Origin of the sequence: Sphingobium sp. PAMC28499, from assembly GCF_004795815.1 — a bacterium.
GTDB lineage: Bacteria > Pseudomonadota > Alphaproteobacteria > Sphingomonadales > Sphingomonadaceae > Sphingobium > Sphingobium yanoikuyae.
In genome coordinates this window covers 400001-419140 of sequence record NZ_CP039248.1, presented here as the reverse complement: position 1 = coordinate 419140, position 19140 = coordinate 400001, and the positions used below count along the sequence as shown (strand labels likewise).

Annotated in this window: 20 protein-coding genes (1 of these 20 running past the window's edge); 7 read left to right on the top strand and 13 right to left on the bottom strand. The window is 65.9% G+C overall.

Annotated features, from left to right (window positions below; genetic code table 11):
* Window positions 1-102: 102 nt before the first annotated feature.
* From E5554_RS02060 to E5554_RS02045, 4 genes are read right to left on the bottom strand one after another with little or no spacing between them, the layout of a single operon-like run.
* Window positions 103-909, bottom strand: a complete 807-nt coding sequence (locus tag E5554_RS02060; RefSeq protein WP_136185829.1) for an enoyl-CoA hydratase/isomerase family protein — start codon at window positions 907-909, stop codon at window positions 103-105.
* A 10-nt stretch (window positions 910-919) separates the two neighbouring features.
* Window positions 920-3130 carry an acyl-CoA dehydrogenase gene (locus tag E5554_RS02055; protein WP_136185828.1) on the bottom strand — a complete coding sequence of 737 codons (2211 nt, stop codon included), beginning with the start codon at window positions 3128-3130 and terminating at the stop codon, window positions 920-922.
* Between the two features lie 5 nt (window positions 3131-3135).
* Window positions 3136-3969, bottom strand: coding sequence for a coniferyl-alcohol dehydrogenase (locus E5554_RS02050; RefSeq protein ID WP_136185827.1), 834 nt, complete (start codon window positions 3967-3969; stop codon window positions 3136-3138).
* Between the two features lie 22 nt (window positions 3970-3991).
* Window positions 3992-4222, bottom strand: coding sequence for a ferredoxin (locus tag E5554_RS02045; RefSeq protein ID WP_004209034.1), 231 nt, complete (start codon window positions 4220-4222; stop codon window positions 3992-3994).
* A 234-nt stretch (window positions 4223-4456) separates the two neighbouring features.
* Here E5554_RS02045 and E5554_RS02040 point away from each other — a divergent pair, with 234 nt between their 5' ends.
* Genes E5554_RS02040 through E5554_RS02020 form a run of 5 tightly spaced genes read left to right on the top strand, consistent with a single transcriptional unit; the run spans window position 4457 to window position 9011 of the window.
* A complete protein-coding gene (locus E5554_RS02040; protein WP_010336460.1) occupies window positions 4457-5710 on the top strand; it encodes a cytochrome P450 in 1254 nt (417 codons plus the stop codon).
* Window positions 5710-6114 (top strand): OB-fold domain-containing protein, encoded by a 405-nt coding sequence (locus tag E5554_RS02035; protein WP_136185826.1) that lies wholly within the window; start codon window positions 5710-5712, stop codon window positions 6112-6114. Before E5554_RS02040 ends, E5554_RS02035 begins: the two co-directional genes overlap by 1 nt.
* On the top strand, window positions 6111-7277 hold the full coding sequence (locus E5554_RS02030; RefSeq protein ID WP_136185825.1) for a thiolase family protein: 1167 nt from the start codon (window positions 6111-6113) through the stop codon (window positions 7275-7277). Before E5554_RS02035 ends, E5554_RS02030 begins: the two co-directional genes overlap by 4 nt.
* Window positions 7278-7282: 5 nt before the next feature.
* A complete protein-coding gene (locus tag E5554_RS02025; protein WP_136185824.1) occupies window positions 7283-8029 on the top strand; it encodes a DUF2889 domain-containing protein in 747 nt (248 codons plus the stop codon).
* Window positions 8004-9011: an alpha/beta hydrolase gene (locus tag E5554_RS02020; protein ID WP_247594355.1), complete on the top strand. Its 1008-nt coding sequence runs from the start codon at window positions 8004-8006 to the stop codon at window positions 9009-9011. Before E5554_RS02025 ends, E5554_RS02020 begins: the two co-directional genes overlap by 26 nt.
* A 9-nt stretch (window positions 9012-9020) precedes the next feature.
* On the opposite strand, the gene E5554_RS02015 is transcribed toward E5554_RS02020, so the two are convergent.
* The 6 genes from E5554_RS02015 to E5554_RS01990 all read right to left on the bottom strand — a co-directional run bounded on the left by E5554_RS02015 (window position 9021) and on the right by E5554_RS01990 (window position 13900).
* Window positions 9021-10028 carry an LLM class flavin-dependent oxidoreductase gene (locus E5554_RS02015; protein ID WP_136185823.1) on the bottom strand — a complete coding sequence of 336 codons (1008 nt, stop codon included), beginning with the start codon at window positions 10026-10028 and terminating at the stop codon, window positions 9021-9023.
* A 78-nt stretch (window positions 10029-10106) separates the two neighbouring features.
* Entirely contained in the window at window positions 10107-10946 is an 840-nt protein-coding gene (locus E5554_RS02010) for a TauD/TfdA family dioxygenase (RefSeq protein ID WP_037512962.1), read from the bottom strand.
* A 73-nt stretch (window positions 10947-11019) separates the two neighbouring features.
* Window positions 11020-11634 (bottom strand): TetR/AcrR family transcriptional regulator, encoded by a 615-nt coding sequence (locus E5554_RS02005; protein ID WP_136185822.1) that lies wholly within the window; start codon window positions 11632-11634, stop codon window positions 11020-11022.
* A gap of 37 nt (window positions 11635-11671) precedes the next feature.
* Entirely contained in the window at window positions 11672-12424 is a 753-nt protein-coding gene (locus E5554_RS02000) for a 3-oxoacyl-ACP reductase family protein (protein WP_048939222.1), read from the bottom strand.
* A 37-nt stretch (window positions 12425-12461) separates the two neighbouring features.
* Window positions 12462-13283, bottom strand: coding sequence for a TauD/TfdA family dioxygenase (locus tag E5554_RS01995; protein ID WP_210729791.1), 822 nt, complete (start codon window positions 13281-13283; stop codon window positions 12462-12464).
* Window positions 13284-13387: 104 nt separating this feature from the next.
* Complete coding sequence (locus E5554_RS01990) at window positions 13388-13900, bottom strand: nuclear transport factor 2 family protein (RefSeq protein ID WP_136185821.1); 513 nt, start codon at window positions 13898-13900, stop codon at window positions 13388-13390.
* Between the two features lie 124 nt (window positions 13901-14024).
* Between E5554_RS01990 and E5554_RS01985 the strand changes: the two genes are divergently transcribed.
* Both E5554_RS01985 and E5554_RS01980 read left to right on the top strand, forming a co-directional pair.
* Window positions 14025-14585: a TetR/AcrR family transcriptional regulator gene (locus E5554_RS01985; protein ID WP_136185820.1), complete on the top strand. Its 561-nt coding sequence runs from the start codon at window positions 14025-14027 to the stop codon at window positions 14583-14585.
* Window positions 14586-14682: 97 nt separating this feature from the next.
* Window positions 14683-16134, top strand: coding sequence for a carboxylesterase family protein (locus tag E5554_RS01980; protein WP_136185819.1), 1452 nt, complete (start codon window positions 14683-14685; stop codon window positions 16132-16134).
* Here E5554_RS01980 and E5554_RS01975 read toward each other — a convergent pair.
* The 3 genes in view from E5554_RS01975 to cysD are tightly spaced (at most 8 nt apart) and all read right to left on the bottom strand, a layout consistent with a single transcriptional unit that may run on beyond the window.
* The gene (locus tag E5554_RS01975) at window positions 16131-16862 is read right to left on the bottom strand and encodes a 3'(2'),5'-bisphosphate nucleotidase CysQ (protein WP_281729015.1); all 732 of its coding nucleotides are present in this window, start codon (window positions 16860-16862) and stop codon (window positions 16131-16133) included. The two genes, E5554_RS01980 and E5554_RS01975, sit on opposite strands and share 4 nt — an antisense overlap.
* An 8-nt stretch (window positions 16863-16870) precedes the next feature.
* Window positions 16871-18793: a sulfate adenylyltransferase subunit CysN gene (gene cysN / locus E5554_RS01970; protein ID WP_136185817.1), complete on the bottom strand. Its 1923-nt coding sequence runs from the start codon at window positions 18791-18793 to the stop codon at window positions 16871-16873.
* Window positions 18793-19140, bottom strand: partial view of a sulfate adenylyltransferase subunit CysD gene (gene cysD / locus E5554_RS01965; RefSeq protein WP_136185816.1) — the final stretch only. The gene runs 558 nt beyond the window's last position; 348 of the gene's 906 nt are visible here — the last part of the coding sequence; the start codon falls outside the window, past its right edge — the gene reads right to left on this strand; its stop codon occupies window positions 18793-18795. Before cysD ends, cysN begins: the two co-directional genes overlap by 1 nt.

Sequence of the window (19140 nt, the reverse complement as noted above, 5' to 3'; positions counted from 1 at the left end):
ACACCCCCACCCGACTGCCCAGACATGGTATCCTGATGGGAGGCCGGGTGGGGGTGTGGGCTGGTGCCGATGCGCCGGAGGCGCATTTCTCCAAAAGAACTCCTATTCCTTCTTGCCGCCAATGCCCTTCAGATAGCGTTCCATCCCCTCCAGATAGGCGGGGTTCAGCATCAGCGCGCTGTTGGCCATGCGTTCGACATGGCGACCCATGGACGGGCCGACTTCGGCGGCCAGCTCGATCGCGATCTTGGCGGCACCCATCTGTTCGCCATTCTGCTTGGTGAGGTGACGGCAGAAGGCCAGGGCTGCGTCCTCGAAGCCCTCGTCGGGCATCACGTCATGCACCAGGCCCATGATGAGCGCACGGTCGGCATCGGCCTTCTGGTTGCCCATGATCAGCCAGCGCGCCCAGTGCGGGCCGCAGATGCGGGTCAGGCGGCTGACCCCGTTGGAGGCCGGCAGCACGCCGAACAGCCCTTCGGGGAAGGAGAAGGCGGCCGACCTGGCCGCCAGGCGGAAATCGCAGGACAGCGCCATTTCCAGCCCGCCGCCGACGCAGGTGGCGTGGATGGCGCAGACGATCGGCTTTTCCACATGCTCCATCTCGTCATAGATGCGTTGCATCCCGTTGAGCTGGAGCCGGTGATTTTCGCGGATGCCGCTGGGCGTGCGGGGATAGTCCCTGGGCGACCCGCCGCTCTTCATGTCCGCGCCGGAACAGAAATAGCGGCCGGTCGATCGGACCAGCATCACCTTCAGGTCCGGCGTGTCGCGGAAGCGGATCAGCGCCGCCTCGAACAGCGCCATCGTCTCGGCCGACAGGGCATTGAGCTTGTCCGGCCGGTTCAGCGTGGCGATGAGGATGCCATCCTGTTCCTGCGTCAGCAGATGGGGGGCTTCGTCCGTCATGCGATCTTCCTCAGGCGCGGGTGCGCGGCAGGCCCAGGCCCTTTTCCGCGATCATGCTGCGATGCACCTCGCTGGTGCCGCCATAGATGGTCGATCCCTGGGCGTGGCGATAGAACATGTTGATCTCCTCCGCCGGCCCCTTGCGCTTGGACAGCGAGGCCGGGGCGGTAAGATCGAGCAGGTCGCGCGCGTCGGTCAGGAACTTCTCCGAACTGAACATCTTGGCCATCGGGCCATAGGCATGGTTCGGTTTCTTTTCCGACATGACCCATTGGGCGCGATAGGTGATCAGCTCCGACGCCCACAGATTGGCGGCGGTGCGGGCCAGTCGCGCCTGCGCGCCGCCATCCTCGATCAACGGCCTGCCCCTGTGGATAAGTTCGCGACAAAGGGCTTCGCCGGCCTGCAGCATCTTGCGCTGATATTTGGCGAAGCCGCCGCCATGTTCCAGCTCCAGGCTGGCGCTCATGGTGCGCACGCCGCCGTCGATCTCGCCCAGTCGCCAGCTGTCGGGGATGCGCACGCCATCATAGAAGGTGATGTTGGTGCGCTCGTCCTGGAAGGTGTGGACCGGCTGCACCGTCACGCCATCGGCCTTCAGCGGCACGATGAACATGGTGAGGCCCTTGTGCTTGGCCACGTCCGGATTGGTGCGGCAGAGCATCAGCACATAGGTGGACAGGTTGGCGCCCGACGTGAACATCTTGGTGCCGTCGATCCGCCAGCTGCCATCCGCCTCCTGCGTCGCGCGGCATTGCGCCGCGAACACGTCGGAGCCCGATCCGGGTTCGGAATAGCCGAGCGAACAGATCACCTCGCCGCGCATGATTTCCGGCAGCACCGCCTGCTTCAGCTCCTCGGTGCCGAAGCGGTGGATGATGAGCGACACCATCTGCGTCACATTGGCGGCGGGGTTGTTATATCCCTGCTCCTCGAACGCATCCATCGCCGCCGTCTTTTCATAGGCGGACAGGCCACGACCGCCGACATCCTTGGGCAGGCCGAGATAGAGGAGATTCTGCGCCGCCAGCTTGCGGTTGAGTTCGGGGTTATAGCCCTCCCAGCTATAGTGGAAGGTGGCCCGCATCTCCGGCGTCACATTGGCCGCGAAGAAGGCGTTGATCTCGTCCTTGATCGTCTGCGCGGCTTCGCCCAGGTCGAAATCGACCGGCATCGGCCCGGCGTCGGGCAGGGCGGCGGCCCCATCGGCGTAGAGCCGGCGTCCGGCCTCGTCGAGCCAGCGTTGCGGATCGCCGCCGATCAGCGGCCAGGCCTTGGCGCGCAGATTATAGAGGAAGATGTCATATTCGGTGGTGAGGCCATAGCCGCCGAAGGTGTGGAGCGATTGCGCCACCGCCTTGGCCGCGCTGTTGGCATTCCACCAGGCGGCGATCGAGATCGCGCCCCCGGCTTCGGCTGCGCCATCGGCCAGGTCGCGGATCGCCTTCCACACCAGGAACTTGCCGCCGTCGATCTCGCAGAGAATATCGGCCAGCGGATGGGAAATGGCCTGGAACTGGCCGATATATTGGTCGAACTGCTTGCGCTCGCAGGCATAGGCGGCGGCGAGCTTGAGCGCCTCGCGGCCGATGCCGGCCAGACCGGCGGCGATCAGCAGCTTCCATTCCTCGATCCCGGCGGCGAAGGTCGCCAGCGCCTCGGCCCCCGATGCCAGCACCGTGCGCGGATGCGCCGACAGGTCGATCTGCGCGATCGGGGTGGAGGCCAGATTATCCTCCGCCTTGCGTGCCTCTGCGGGCACGGTGACGAGGATGATGTCTTCGCCCGACCGGGCCAGCACCGCTTCGGCCACCAGGCCACCGCCAATCCACTGGACGGGCGTGTCCGCGACATCCTCGAAGGCGAAGCTGGCGACCGCATCGCCCGCCAGCACCCGGCCGAGCAGGTCGGCCGTCGCCTCGCCGCCCAGCTGCGCCAGCAAGCGCGCCGCCACCAGCGCTTCGGCCAGCGGCCCCGATGCCAGCGTCCGGCCCGCTTCCTCCATCAGGATGGTCGCGTCGAACAGGCCAAGGCCCAGCCCGCCGGCCTCTTCGGGCACGCGGATCGACAGCGCCCCCAGTTCCGCCAGCCCCTGCCACAAAGCGGGGTCGAAGCCGGTCGGCGCGGCGGCGCGGACCCGCGCCATGCTGCTATGTTCGTCCAGGAAGCGCGCGAACATGTCGCGCATCATCTCCTGATCGTCGGTCAGGTCGAAATTCATGGGGGTCAGGCCTCGGCGGGCGCCGAACGCCGCATCATGACGCTGAGGTCCACCTGGCCAGTGGCGACGCCGCCCATGAAGCCGCCATCGACCGGGAAGACCACGCCATTGACGATACCGGCCAGATCGCTGTTCAGCAGGACGATGCCGCCCGCCTGTTCGGCCGGGGTCGAGTAACGGCCCATCGGCTCGGCGGCGGCGGCGACCACATCCTTGCCGGACGCGGCCTCGAACGTTGCCATCATCGGCGTCTGGGTGGGCGAGGGCAGGGTGCAGTTGATGCGGATGCCCTTCTTGATGAGATGCGCGCCCATATACTGGGTCCAGACGATCACATTCTCCTTGGAGAAGCTGTAGCCTTCCTTGACCACGTCCTCGAGATGCGCCTCGCACCAGGCAACGGCAGCGTCATAACCCTTGGTGGTGACGAATTCCATGTTGGTCGGGATGCGGCGGCTCCAGCCCAGGCCGCCGGTGGAGGCGATGCTGGCGATCGCGCCGCCCGGCCCCATCAGCGGCAGCACCTGTTCGGTCAGGTGGCGCAGGCCGATGAAGTTCACCTTCATGACGTCGAGCGGCGGGAAGGACTGGGGCAGGCCAGCGCAGTTGAACAGCGCATCCACCTTGCCGCCGATACCGGCCACCGCCGCCTCGATCGAGGCCGGATCGCGCAGGTCGACATTGGTGAAGGAGGCGAGCGGCAGGCTGCTGTCCTTGAAATCCAGGCCATGAACCTCGGCGCCCAGCTCCAGCAGCAGCTTGGCGGTCGCCTCCCCCATGCCGGAGAAGCAGCCGCTCACGATCACGCGCTTGCCCTTATAGCCCAAAATGTCGCTCATCTCGCTCTCCCGGATTCTCTGATTATGCCTTGGCCTTGGGCGGCCAGCTGATGCTGCCATCATCTTCCTCGACGACGATGATGCGTTCGGGGCAGGCGCGCGCGCCGCGCTTGGCGGTCTGCTGTTCACCGTCTGCCACGTCGAAACCTTCGGTCGCGATATAGCCGTCCTCGTCCAGCGGATACATGTCCTCGGACACGGCGGCGCAGCGGGCATTGCCCACGCAGCCTGACTTTTCGATGCGGATTCTCATCTGCCCTCTCCGGCTATTCTGACCTTCCTTAGAAAGGAGATTACGGCCCCGATCAACGTGGCGCCCGGCACAATCGCCATCGCGATACGGAGCCGCGGCGCGGATCGTCGGTGCGTTATCTGGCATCACCGCACCCAGCCCCTTTGCCTTTGCCGGGCCGCCGGGCAAAACGGGTCCGACAAGAAGGGACGCGTCCTGCACGCGCCCGCCCCAGCAGGGAAGACGGAGAGAATCATGGCCCACGCCACCTTGAGCCCCGCCGCGCCACAGCCGGCCCATGTGCCCGACGCGCTCGTCTATGATTTCGATGTCCATGCCGATCCGGGCCTGCTGGCCGATCCGCATGCGCGCATCCTCGACCTGCTGAAGACGGCGCCGCCGGTCTTCTGGACGCCGCGCAATGGCGGCGGCTGGGTCGCGCTGACCCATGCCGCCAATTATGAAGCGTCGCGCGATACCGAGACCTATTCCAGCGAATTCGTGCCGGCCGACAAGATGAAGGCGCTGCTCGCCTCGCTGCCGCCGGGCGCGCCGCATATCCCGCAGCCGATCCCGATCACGCTCGATCCGCCCGAACACACCAAATATCGCCAGCCGCTGCAGAAGGTCTTCTCGCCCAAGACGATCGCGGCCCTGAAGGACAGCATCCGCGAACTGGCCGGCGAGCTGATCGACGCGATCAAGGCCGATGGCCAATGCGAGTTCATGAGCACGGTGGCCGAGCCGCTGCCGGTGCAGGTCTTCCTCAAGATGCTGGGCCTGCCGCTGGAACGGCTGCCGGAATATCGCCAGATCGTGAAGGAGCATATGGAGGCGATCGATACCGATCGCGAAGGCTCCATGCGCCGCTTGCAGCGCATTGCCGCGGCGATGCGGGATACCGTGCTGGAGCGCAGGGATAATCCGAAGGACGATATCATTTCCATGCTGTGGAAGCTGGAGGTGGACGGCCAGCCGAGCACGCTTGCCGACATGGAGAATTACGGCGTGCTGCTGTTCATCGCAGGTCTCGACACGGTGATGAACGGCATGGGCCTTGCCATGCGCGGCCTGGCGCTCGACCTGCCATTGCAGGCGAAGTTGCGGGCCGAGCCCAAGCTGGTGGCCGAGGCGGCGGAGGAAATGCTGCGCCGCTATACCTTCACCGTGCCGATGCGGGTCATCAAGAAGCCGGCCGAACTGGCCGGGGCCAAGATGATGCCCGGCGACATGCTCAAGCTGTTCCTGCCCGCTGCCGATCTCGATGCGAAGGAATTCCCGCAGCCCGACAGCTATGATCTTGATCGCGAGAACAATGTTCACATCGCCTTTGGCGTCGGCCCGCACCGCTGCCTGGGTTCCCACCTGGCGCGCGTCGAATTGCAGGTTCTCTATGAGGAGATGCTGGCGCGTCTCCCCGAATTCCGGCTCGATCCGGCCAAGCCCACGGTCTTCCATGGCGGCCATGTGATCGGCATCGAAAGCTTGAACCTGGTCTGGGACGTCTGATGGTCTGGCAACGTTCGCGCCCGCGCCTCGACCGGGAAAATCGCGCCTTCTGGACAGGCGGGGCGGAGGGGAAGCTCAACATCACCCGCTGCGACGATTGCGGCCAGTTCACCCATCCGCCGCGCGAGATCTGCCGCCATTGCCAGTCGGAAAATGTCGGCCCCCATGCGGTCGTCGGCACCGGCGCGGTCGATACCTATACGATCAACTATCAGGCCTGGGCCAAGGATATGGAGGTGCCCTTCGTCATCGCCCGCGTCCGGCTCGACGATGTGCCCGGCGTCTATCTGACCACCAATATCGTCAACTGCCCAGTCGATGCCGTCGACATGGATGACCGCGTCCGCGTCACCTTCGAGGAGCAGGACGGCATCTGGTTTCCCCTGTTCGAGAAGGTCGCATGAGCATGGCGCGCGAAGCCTATATCACCGGCATCGGCATGTCGGAGGTCGGCGTGCGGCTGACCCGGTCGCCGCTGGGCCTGACGCTGGACGCCGTGCGCGAGGCGATTGCCGACGCCGGCCTGACGCTCGACCAGATCGATGGTGTCGCCACCTATCCCGGCAAGATGTCGACCTTCCTCGGCTTCTCGCCGGTCAGTGCCGACGATGTGATCGAGATATTGGGGCTCAACACACGCTGGCACATCGGCGCGGCCGAGGCGACGGCACAACTGGGCGCGATCGCCGAGGCGGCAATGGCCGTGAAGGCCGGCCTTGCCCGCCATGTCCTGTGTTTCCGTACCGTCTATGAAGCGGCGGCGCTGGCCCGCCCCGAAGAATTTCCGCCGATGGAACGGCGCAAGGATGTGTCGGGCAATTCGCAATGGGTCTCGCCCTTCGGCGCCTTTTCGGCCGCCAACTGGACCGCGCAATTCGCGATGCGCCACATGAAGCGCTATGGCCTGACCCGCGAACAGCTCGCCCAGGTGGCGTTGAACGATCATGCCAATGCCGCGCGCAATCCGCGCGCGATCGTCAAGAAGCCGCTGACCATGGACGAGTATATGGCGGCGCGGATGATCAGTTCGCCTTTCTGCCTCTATGATTGCGATCGTTTCACCGATGCCTCGACCGTGCTGATCGTGTCGGCGGGCGATGCGCTGGACGAGGTGAAGACGACGCCGATCCGCATCGCCGCCAGCGCCGGATCGGTCGAACGCTACAGCTGGGACCAAGCCGAATGGGCGAGCGCCTATCCGACCGGGCGCGACCTGTGGAAGAACACGGACTACACGGCCAAGGATGTCGATACCGTCCAATTTTATGACGGCTTCGCCTTCCAGCCGATCACCTGGCTCGAAGGGCTGGGCTTTTGCGATGTCGGCGAAGGCGGCCAGTTCCTCGAAGGCGGCAAGCGCATCGCGCTCGACGGCGAATTGCCGATGAATACCGGCGGCGGCCAGCTTGGCTGGGGACGGCTGCACGGCTTCGGCTTTGCCTATGAATCGGTGGTGCAGTTGCGCGGAGAGGGCGGCGCGCGCCAGATCGCTGGCGACCCGAAGGTGGCTGTGGCGACATCGGGTGGCGGCCCCATGGCAGCGGCGCTGCTGCTGGCGAAGGACTGATCGCGATGGACAGCGGCATGCTGGACATGCTGCCCGGCTTTCGCCGTCGCTTCCTGGTGACGCCGCTGCCCGGCCGGGTGACGGCGGCAGTCGAGGATGACTATCACAGCATGGCCGTCATCCTGCACCATGACGGCGCGCGCATCAGCGGCGTCGACGCGATCATGGAGCGGGTGCCCTGGACCACCTGTCCGGGCGCGCCGGCGGTGCTTCAGGCGACCTTCACCGGTGTCGCGCTGGCTGAGGCGGCCGCGCGCGGCGAGAAGAAGGCGAACTGCACCCATTTGCACGACCTGGCCGTGCTGGCGGCGGCGCACGCTGGTGACGCGGCGCCGACCCGCTACGAGATATTGGCCTGCGACCCGATTGAGGGCGAGGCCGTGGCGGAAATCAGACGCGATGGCATGCCGCTGCTGCAGGTCGCCCATCGCAGCCATGTCATGACCGCGCCAGCCGACATTGCCGGCCAGTCGCTGATGAAGCTGCGGCCGTGGATCGATGCGCTGGAAGAACCCCCGCGCGAGGCGGCCCGGCTGCTGCAATGGGGCACGATCCTCGCCAATGGCCGGCTGATCCCGATGGAGCGGCAATCGACCGCGACCCGCGTGCCGCCCAACTGCTTCACCTTCCAGCCGGAAAATGCGGTCCATGCGATCCGCGTCGGCCGGGTGATCGACTTCACCGCCGAACCTCTGGTGCCGCTCGACCATTTCGATGGCGCCGCCTATGACCGGCCGCGCGACGCTCAATAGAGGAAACGGGACGATGGACGAGGCGCGGCAACTGGTGGCCCCTGAATTGCGCGCGGCGCTCGACCTCTTCCCGCCGCTCGATCTCAGCGACCAGACTATCGCTGCCTTCCGCCAGCCCTTTGCCACCCGCGCGACCGAGCCGATGCCCGAAGCGCTGGCCGCCGTGCAGCGCGAAGAAGTCTTCCTGCCCGGCGCGCCCGGATCGCCCGATGTGCGCTGCCTGCTCTATCGCCCGGCCGAGGCGATTGGCGACGCGCTGCGGCCGGCCTATCTCCATATCCATGGCGGCGGCTTCGTGCTCGGCATGGCCGATATGAGCGACTTGTCCAACCGGGCCTGGGTGGCGCAGCTGGGCTGTATCGTCCTGTCGGTCGACTATCGGCTGGCGCCCGAAACCCCTTTCCCCGGCGCGCGCGACGATTGCTACGCCGCGCTCGGCTGGCTGCATGACCAGGCCGACGCGCTGGGCATCGACCCCAGCCGCATCGCGGTCGGCGGTGAGAGCGCGGGCGGCGGCCATGCCGTGGCGCTGGCGATCCATGCCCGCGACCTTGGCGCCTATCCGATCTGCTTCATGCTGCTCGACGCGCCGATGCTGGACGATCGCACCGGCAGCAGCGCACCGCTCCACCCCGTCACCGGCCGGTTCGTCTGGACCCCGGCGCAGAACCGCTATGGCTGGGGCGCGCTGCTCGGGCAGGAAGCGGGAACCGATCATGTCCCGAGCGACGCCGTGCCGGCCCGTTGCCCCGACCTGTCCAGCCTGCCGCCCGCCTTCATCAGTGTCGGCGCGCTCGACCTGTTTCTGGAGGAGGATATCGACTTCGCCCGCCGGTTGATGGCGCTCGGCATCGCTGTCGAGCTGCATATCACGCCCGGCGCCTATCATGGCTTCGGCCTGGCCGGGCCCGATACGCCGCAGATGCAGGCGCTCCAGGCGCTGCGCCTCGCGGCGCTGCGCCGCGCCTTGCAGGGGAACTGACGCCGCCCTTCAGAAGGCGGGCATCACCCTGTCGGCGAACAACTGGGCATAGGGCTGGAATTTTGCAGGCGGCAGGCCGGGCGGCATCATCATCATGATATGCTCGAGATTGATGCGCTGCTGCATTGCGCGGAAATGGTCGATCGCGGCGTCGGGTGTCAGGATCTGCAGGATGCCGCTGCGCTTGAAGGCGTCGAGCGACGTGGGTTTCAGCGCCACCTTGTCGATGCCCGATGCCTGATCCTCGGCCAGCCAGGCGCCGTAAGTCTCGTTCACATGGTGGAAATAGGGGGCCATCTCCGCCATCGCCGCCTCGGGGTCTTCGGCGACCAGGGTGAACAGGCTCTGGATGCGGATGCGCGCGGCGGCCGGGTCTTTCCCCTCGGCGCGCAGCTTGTCCGCATAGAGGCCGCATACCTCCTCATTGCCGAAATAGCCGTCGGCATATTTCGCCACCCGCGCCAGCGCCTTTTCAGCAAAGCCGCCAATATAGAGGGGGATGCGGCCGCGCGGCGCGGCCGGGCGTAGGGTTGCGCCGGCGATGCTGTAATGTTGCCCGGTAAAATCGACCGTCTCGCCGGCCCAGAGTTGCTGGACGATCGCGAGGAACTCATCGAAGCGCGCGCCGCGCTTGCCGAAATCGACGCCATAGGCCTGGGTCTCGCGGCGGCGATAGCCGATTGCCAGCGCCATCTCCAGCCGGCCGTCGGACAGGATATCCAGCACCGCGCATTCCTCGGCAAAGCGGACCGGATGATAGAGCGGGGCGAGCGCGATCGCCGATCCCAGCCTGATCTTGCTGGTGCGCGCCGCGATCGCCGCCAGCGCGACATTGGGCGTGGGCATATAGCCATCCTGCGCGCCATGATGTTCGGGCACCCAGGCACCGGCAAAGCCCGCCGTCTCGCTCCAGGCGACGAAATCCAGTATCTCGGCATAGAGATCGGCCGGGCGCCGTTGCCATTGGGGCGGGTTCCGGAAATCATAGAGATAGCCGAAGGTCAGCGGGGTGCTCATGACGATGCTCCGAGGGCAGGGCAAAACGCCCGCCAACCCGGTGGGGCGGCGGGCGTGGAAAGGCGGTGGGGCCGATCCTTATTCGAAGGGTTCTTCGCCCTGCAGCTTGGTGCGGTGCATCATGCGGTTGCAGTCGGGATCATATTTCTCGGCCCGGTGCATGGTGCCGGTATTGTCCCAGATGACCAGGTCACCGACGCTCCATTCATGGCTGTAGCTGAATTCCTCGCGGGTCGCCCATTCGCGCAGCCCAACCAGGATTTCGGCGCTGTCATAGGGATCGAGATCCTTGACCCGCTGGGCGGTGCAGCCCAGCACCAGCGATTTGCGGCCCGACTTGTGGTTCCACACCAGCGGCAGCTCATTCTCGCCGACCTGGCGCATGCCCTTCAGCTTGGCGAGGCTGGGTTCGGGTTCATAATAGAAGACCGTCGCCCAGACCGAGTGGATCACGCGCAGCGTCTCATACTCCGCCTTCTGCTCGTCGGTCAGCGCCTCATAGGCGGCATAGGTGTTGCAGAAGCCGGTATTGCCGCCCCAGGTGGCCGGCACCTTGCACGACAGCAAGGAGGCGAGGATCGGCACATCGTTCATCGTGCCGTCGATATGCCAGTAGAGCGATCCCTTGAGATATTCGGCGCTCTGCGGATTTTCCTTCACGTCGAGGGTGATCTTGTGGATTTCCTCGCCGCCGCGATGCTCGGGGGCAAAGGCGCCCAGTGTCTTGGTGAAGGCGATCTGTTCCTCGTCGGTGAAGTCGATCTTCGGGAAGACCAGCACGCCGCGCTGTTCCAGCAGCTCGCGAATCTGCGGCGCCAGTTCGCCGGCCAGCAGCTCCTCCTTGCTGTTGAGGATGCGGCTGCCGATGCTCGGCTTGATATCTTCATGCACGAAACGGGTAATGGTGGTGGCGGACATGCCTTGCTCTCCTATGCATCCCTGCGCGTTTGAACACATGTTCAACATGCTTGCATGGAAAAATCAATACCTCTCATTTTTCGGGCGGCAGCAATTCGTCCAATAGCGCCTCGACCGAAGCGCGGGCATCACTATGGCCCCTCGCGACCCCCATGTCGGCTTCCATCACCAACGTGCGGCCCACCGCCGCGAGCAACAGGCTTAGGCCCGCCGCCGTCACCTTGTGATCGGCGAGTCGATCGCCCAGCAACTGCTCCATCAACTGCGCCTGGCGATCTCGCATCGCTTCGCTGTGGCGGGCGATCTCGGCGCGGATCGCCTTGCGATGATTGGCCATGGCGACGAATTCCATCGCCAGCGCGTTGCGGCTGGGGTCGGAGAAGAAGCGCCACAGCGCCCGCACCGGATCGGCGCTGGTCAGCGCGGCCTCGATCATCGCGTCGCTCTGTTCGGCCCCGCGGCGGAACACCGCCAGCAGCAGGTCGTCGGTGGTCGGGAAATAATAATGGACCAGCGAGGGCGGCAGTTCGGCGCGCAGCGCCACCCGGCGCGAACTGGCGGCGGCATAGCCTTCGTCGCGGATCACCTGTTCGGTGGCCTCCACGATCCGGGCGCGGGTTTCGGAGCTTTCGGCGCCGACGCGACGTTTCTGGACCATGGTCGGAGCATAAATGGCCGGGCCGCCCATGCAAGCGTCCCGGCTCTCATCGCCCGATGCGGTCCTGTTAATGCGACCCCATATAGCGGCCGCCATTGGTGCTGATCGTCTGGCCGGTGATGTAGCTGGCCTCTTCCGACGCCAGATAGGCGCAGGCAGCGGCGATATCTTCCGGCTTGCCGATCCGCTTCATCGGCAGCGTCTGGGCAAAGGCGTCGGCGTCGATCGGCGCGGCGCGCAGCATCGGCGTATCGATGAAGCCGGGCGGCACCATGTTGAAGGTCACGCCGCTCGGCGCGAATTCCAGCGCCAGCGCTTTGGTCATGCCCATCAGGCCACCCTTGGACGAGACATAATGGCCCTGGGCGAAGGAGCCCGACTGGACCGAGGAGGAGGTGATGTTGATCACCCGACCCCAGCCGGCGGCCAGCATGTCGGGCAGCACTTCCTTGGTAAGCAGATAGGGGCCGCGCAGGTTGATGTGGATGACCTTGTCGAACAGATCGTCGTCAATGTCCATGAACGGGGTGAAGGGGGCGATGCCGGCATTGTTCACCAGGATGGCGATCGGCCCCAGCTTCGCCCGCGTCTCTTCTGCCGCCGCATGGATCGCCGCCTTGTCCGAACAATCGGCGGTGATGGCGATGGCGGTGCCGCCGGCCGCCTCGATCAGCTTGACCGTCTCGGCCGCGCCGTCGCCATTAATGTCCCACACCGCGATCTTCGCCGTATCTTCGGCCAGGCGCAGCGCGATCGCGCGACCAATGCCCGAACCCGAACCCGTGACCACGGCCGTGCGGCCGTTGAGAGACCTCGTCATCGCAATTCCTTCCTATATGTCAATTTCGGTGTCGCTTTCAGGCGCCGACTATTTGCTCGATCGCCTCGATCGTCGTGCGGTGCATCATGCGATTTTCTTCCAGCGGATAGGGATCGACCCGGTGCATCGTGCCGCTATTGTCCCAGATCAGCAGGTCGCCTTCCGTCCAGTCATGGCGATAGACAAATTGCGGCTGGATCGCCCATTCGCGCAGCCGGGACAGCAGCACGCGGCCCTGCGCCGGGTCCATTCCCTCGATATGGTCGGCGGTCGACCCCAGCACCAGCGACTTGCGCCCGGTCTCATGGGTCCAGACCAAGGGATGGACCTTGGGCGTGCGCATCTGCCAGAAATTCAGCTCCGCCACGGTGGGTTCGGGGTTCACATAGCGCTGCGACGTCTCGAAGCTGTGGACCACGCGCAACCCGTCATAGGCGGCCTTCTCTTCGTCGGGCAGGTCGTCCCAGGCGGCATAGGTGTTGGCGAAATAGGTGCTGCCGCCGGTCCTGGACAGCGACTTGGCGTTCAGCGTCGCGGCGAAATTGGGTACGTCGTCACTCGCTCCGTCGATATGCCAGAAGAAGGCGCCCTTGATATATTCGGCGCCCGGATTTTCCTTGGGATCGATCGTCACCTTGAAGATGCCGCCTTCGCCCTGGGGCTGGACCCGGCCCAGCGTGTGGGAAAAGGCCAGCTGATCTTCGCGACTCATGTGCAGCCCGCGCACGATCAGCACGCCGCGCTGCTGCAACAGCGCCAGGATCGTGTCGGCATGCTTGCCCGACACCAGGGTTGCCGCGTCGGTCCGGATCTCGGTGCCGATGCGCGGCGTCAGGTCGATCGTCGAAAAGGCCATCATCCGCTCCAGCGGGCGCCTGTCGCGCCGCTCTTCTTGGCGATCATCAACAGGATTGTTGATTTGACTGTCAAGGAAGCGGCGGCGACATCGCTGCGGCGAAGCGGCTAGCGGCCGGCCCCGCGCGCGAACAGCGGCGCCAGCAGCGCATAGCTGGGATCCTTCACCGGCACCGGCTTGTCGCCATGGTCGGCGGCCGGTTGCAGCAGCTTCATGTCGAAACTCACCACCCGCTTGGCAAAGCGCCACTGGCCATCGACGCGGCGATAGCTGTCGATATAGCGCACCCCCTGGATGTCGTGCAGCAGCCCGCCCTTGCCGTCGGGGATCAGGTGCCAGGCAATGGCATAGACCTCGCCTTCGCCGGTATCGCCGTCGACCTCGACCAGATGGTTGCAGACGAAATGATTGCCGATATGCATGTGCGGCAGCGACGCTTCGAGAAAGGCGACATAGCCATCGACCGGCCCGTCATAATAGGCGCCATGGCTGTCGGTCGCGTCGTCGGTGTAGAGCGACCGGATCAGCGCGAAATCCTGCCGGTCGACCCCGCGCGAATAGAGCTGGGCCAGTTCCCTGATCTCTTCCCTGGCGATCAGCGTCTCGATCCGGTTGTCCATGGCGTGCTTCCTCTCCTGTCGGGCCGGACCCTAGTCGGGCAGGGGCGCCGGGCAATGGGGCGGGGGCGGATCATCGGCCCGGCGATCCTCCCCTCTGTTCAGGCGGGTGCGAAGGCCCTAAGCCATGGCCCCGATGGATAATCTGCCGACCGACGCGCGCCAGCTGCGCTCCCGCCGCCAACTGCTCGACGCGATGCTCCACCTGTTGGAAACCCGCCCCTATGATCAGGTGACGATCCGCGAGGTCGCGCGCGAGGCGGAGGTCGGCTACGCCACCTTCTTCCGCCATTATCCGTCCAAGGATGCGCTGCTGCACGATCTGGCGGCCGGACAGATCGCCGATCTGCTGCAGCGCGCGCTGCCGATCCTGTTCGCCGATGATGCGCGCCAGTCCTGCATGACCCTGTTCGCTTATGTCGCCGAACGGCGCGCGCTTTGGTCCGCCTTCCTGACCGGCGGCGCAGCGACCATGCTCAAGCAGGAATTTTCCGACCAGGCGCGCCAGCTGGCGCAGCAGAGGCCGCATGATGCCGGCTGGCTACCCGACGAACTGCGCATCGTCTTCGCGGTCAGCGCCACGGTCGAGATTCTTGCCTGGTGGCTGCAGCAGGAACCCGATTATCCGCTCGATCGCATGGCGGAAATTCTCGATCGGCTGGTCGTCACCCCGTCGATGCAGCCCTGATCGGGCAGGGGCATCGCCCCGCCGCTATCTCCGCCCCGTGCGTTGGCGCCTCACCCGGCGCCGCCTAGCATCTTCGCCGCAAGACGGGAGGCGTGGCATGGACGGATTGACGGTGACGACGACGGCCGGGCCGGTGCGCGGCACCCTGGCGAACGGCGTGCGATGCTGGCGCGGCATTCCCTATGCACGGGCCGACCGCTTTGCTGCCCCGGAGGCGCCGACGCCCTGGAATGATGTGCGCGATGCTGCGCGTCCCGGTCCACAATGTCCGCAAATGTATGGCAATCAGGCGAAACGGGCACGGCTGTCGATGCCCGACTTTGCCGAGGATTGCCTGTCGCTCAACATCCATGTGCCCGACGACGCGACCGGCCCGCTGCCAGTCTATGTCTGGGTTCACGGCGGCGCCTTCGTCGCGGGTGGCGGCCATAGCTATGACGGCAGCGACCTGGCACGCGACGGTGACATCATCGTCGTCACCATCAACTATCGGCTGGGCGTGCTGGGCTTCGTCAATTTCGGCGCGGTCGTGCCGGGCATCCCTTCCAATCTCGGCCTGCGCGACCAGATCGCGGCGCTGGCCTGGGTGCGGGACAATATCGCGGCTTTCGGCGGCGATCCGGCGCGGGTGACGGTCGGCGGCCAGTCGGCCGGCTCCATGTCGGTCTCGCTGCTGCTTCATGCGCCTGCCGCGCGCGGTCTCTTTGCCGGGGCGATCATGCAGAGCGGTGCGGTCAGCCTGATCCATGGCCGCGACCGCAGTGAACAGGTGGCGCGCGATTATATGGCGGCGCTCGGCAACCCCGATCTCGCCGCGCTGCGCGGCATGGACCTCATCCGCCTGTTCGAGGCGCAGGGCGCGGCCGGCGTCGCCAATCCCGGCACTATTCCCGCCGCCCCCTGGTTCGACGGCGACCTGCTGCCCGCCTCGCTGGCGGATGCGGTGGCCGAGCCGGCCGCGCCGGTGCCGTTGCTCGCCGGCGCCACGCGTGAGGAAATCCGCCTGTTCGAACTGATGCCCGGCGATATCCTGCCGACCGGCTGGCCGGCGCTCGAAGCCTTGCTCCATGCGCAATTGCCGGCCGATCACGCCGCGCGCATCCTCGCTACCTATCCGCGCGACAAGGCGGGGCGCCGCGCGCTCGCCACCGATCTCACCTTCCTGATGCCGACGCGCCATTTCGCCGATCGCCAGTCGGGGCAGGCGCCGACGTGGTTCTATCGCTTCGACTATCGCCATCCGATCGCCGGCGCTGCCCATGGGCTCGACCTGACCCTGACCTGGCCGATGCGCGGCCTGCGCGCTGCCTTTGCGCGGGGCGGGCCGATGCGCGGGCGCCGCGCGGCGCTCGGCCGGCGGATGACCGATCATATCGCCCATTTCGTCCGCCATGGCGCGCCCGAGCCGGACTGGCCCGCCTATCATGTCGATCGACCGGCAGTGAAGATCTTCGACCTGGCGGACCGGGTGGCGGTCGATCCCGACGGCGGTCGCTGGCGCGCCTGGGCGGGCGCCGATGTCGGTGCCGGACTGACGACCCGCGCCTAGCCCTTCAGCGCCCCCAGCACGATGTCGGCATGTTCATGCCTGCAGATGAGGAGGTCTGGCATGTATGTGTCTTCTTGGTTGTAGATGAGCGGCGATCCGTCGATTCGGGATGCGTGGAGGCCGTGGGCGAGTGCGACGGCGGCGGGGGCGCAACTGTCCCATTCATATTGGCCGCCGGCATGGAGGTAGATGTCGGCCTGGCCCAGGATCACCGCCATGGCCTTGGCGCCGGCGCTGCCCATGGGCACCAGTTCGGCGCCCAGCGCCTCTGCGACCGCGACCGCCTGGGGGGCGGGTCGGGTGCGGGAGACGACCATGCGGAGCTTCTCGGGCGCGGGCGGGATGGCGCGCGGCTGGTCGGTGCGCAGGACGATGCCCTGCTCATGGCCGGGCAGCGCAACCGCGCCGATGGTCGGCACGCCGTCGATGGCGAGGCCGACATGGACGGCCCAGTCGGCACGTTCCTCGCCATATTCGCGAGTGCCGTCGACCGGATCGACGATCCACACCCTGCTGTGGGTAAGTCTGGCTCCATCGCAGGCCATCTCCTCGGAGAGCAACCCATCCTGTGCCCGCTGCTCCCGCAGCGCATGGACGAGGAACTGGTTGGCGGTCTGGTCGCCGGCCTTGCCGAGCGCCTTGGCGCTGAACAGGCCCGAGGCACGGACCTCCAGCAGCAGGCGGCCGGCGGTGTCGGCGAGATGGGCGGCGAGGTCCGCGTCCGTCATGACATTGCTCATTTGAGCGGCATGATCTTGCGGATGATATGCTCGGCGGCTTCCTCCGGGGTCATCTCGACGGTGTTGACCCGGATTTCGGGGCTGGTGGGCGCCTCATAGGGGCTGTCGATGCCGGTGAAGTTCTTGAGGCTGCCCGAACGGGCCTTCTTGTAGAGACCCTTGACGTCGCGCGCCTCGGCGACCTCGAGCGGGGTATCGACGAAGATCTCGATGAACTCGCCGTCGGCAAGCATCTCGCGCACCATCTCGCGCTCGGCGCGGAAGGGGGAGATGAAGGCGGTCAGCACGATCAGGCCCGCGTCGGTCATCAGCTTGGCGACCTCGCCCACGCGGCGGATATTCTCCACCCGGTCGGCATCGGTAAAGCCCAGATCCTTGTTGAGGCCATGGCGGATATTGTCGCCGTCCAAGAGGAAGGTGTGGCGGTTCATCAGCGCGAGCCGCTTTTCCACCTCATTGGCGATGGTCGACTTGCCCGAGCCCGAGAGGCCGGTGAACCACAGCACGCGCGGCGTCTGGTTCTTGAGGCTGGCATGGGCGTCACGGCCGATGTCGGTCGCCTGCCAATGGACATTCTGGGCGCGGCGCAGCGCGAAGTGGAGCATGCCCGCCGCCACGGTGCGGTTGGTGATCTTGTCGATCAGAATGAAGCCGCCGAGCGTGCGGTTGTCGGCATAGGGCTCGAAGCTGATCGGCTTGTCGGTCGCCAGTTCGGCAACGCCAATGGCATTCAAGTCCAGCGTCTTGGCGGCCAGATGCTCCATGGTGTTGACGTTGACGACATATTTGGGCGCCTGGACGGTGGCCGAGACGCTCTGCGTGCCGATCTTGAGCCAATAGGGCCGGCCCGGCAGCATCGCCTCGTCATCCATCCACACGATGGTCGCCTCGAACTGGCTGGAGACCTCCGGCGGATTGTCGGCGACCGCGATGACGTCGCCGCGCGAACAGTCGATCTCGTCGGCAAAGCAGAGCGTGACCGACTGGCCGGCGATCGCTTCGTCGAGGTCGCCATCGAGCGTCACGATACGCGAGATGGTCGATGTCTTGCCCGAGGGCAGCACGCGCACGGCGTCACCCGGCTTGACCGATCCGCTGGCGATCAGGCCGGCAAAGCCGCGAAAGTCGAGATTGGGGCGATTGACCCACTGGACCGGCATGCGGAAGGGCTTGGCCGCCGCGGTGGTGGCATCGACCTCGACGCTTTCGAGATGCGCCATCAGGGTCGGCCCCTGATACCAGGGGGTGTTGTCGGACCGGGCGGTGATATTGTCGCCCTTGAAGCCGGAGATGGGGATCGGCGTGAAGGCGCTGATGCCGATGCTCTGGGCGAACGCGGCATAATCCGCCACGATCTTGTCGAACACGGCCTGGTCATAGCCGACCAGGTCCATCTTGTTGACGGCCAGCACGATGTTGCGGATGCCGATCAGATGGGCGAGGTAGCTATGGCGCCGCGTCTGGGTCAATATGCCCTTGCGCGCGTCGATCAGGATGACGGCGAGGTCGGCGGTGGAGGCACCGGTGACCATGTTGCGGGTATATTGTTCATGGCCGGGCGTATCGGCGACGATGAACTTGCGCTTCTCGGTGGCGAAGAAGCGATAGGCGACGTCGATGGTGATGCCCTGTTCGCGCTCGGCGGCGAGACCATCGACCAGCAGGGCGAAGTCGATCTCGCCGCCTTGCGTGCCGACGCGCTTGGAGTCTGCCTGCAGCGCTTCGAGCTGATCCTCGAAGATCATCTTGCTGTCATAGAGCAGTCGCCCGATCAGGGTGGACTTGCCGTCATCGACGCTGCCGCAGGTGATGAAGCGCAGCATGGTCTTGTGCTGATGGACGTCGAGATAGGCGTCGATATCCTGCGCGATCAGCGCATCGGTCTGGTAGACGGGGTCCTGTGTGATCACGTCGGACATCAGAAGTAACCCTCCTGCTTCTTCTTCTCCATGCCGGCGCCGCCGGCATCCTTGTCGATGGCGCGGCCCTGGCGCTCGGATGTGGTGGTGAGCAGCATCTCCTGGATCACCTCCGACAGGGTGCTGGCCTCGCTCTCGACCGCGCCGGTGAGCGGATAGCAGCCAAGCGTGCGGAAGCGGATCGATCGCTCGACCGGCACTTCGCCCGGTTCAAGCGGGAAGCGGTCATCATCGACCATCAGCAGCATGCCGTCGCGCTCGACGGTGGGGCGGGGGGCGGCGAAATAGAGCGGCACGATCTCGATGCCCTCAAGCTGGATATATTGCCAGATGTCGAGCTCGGTCCA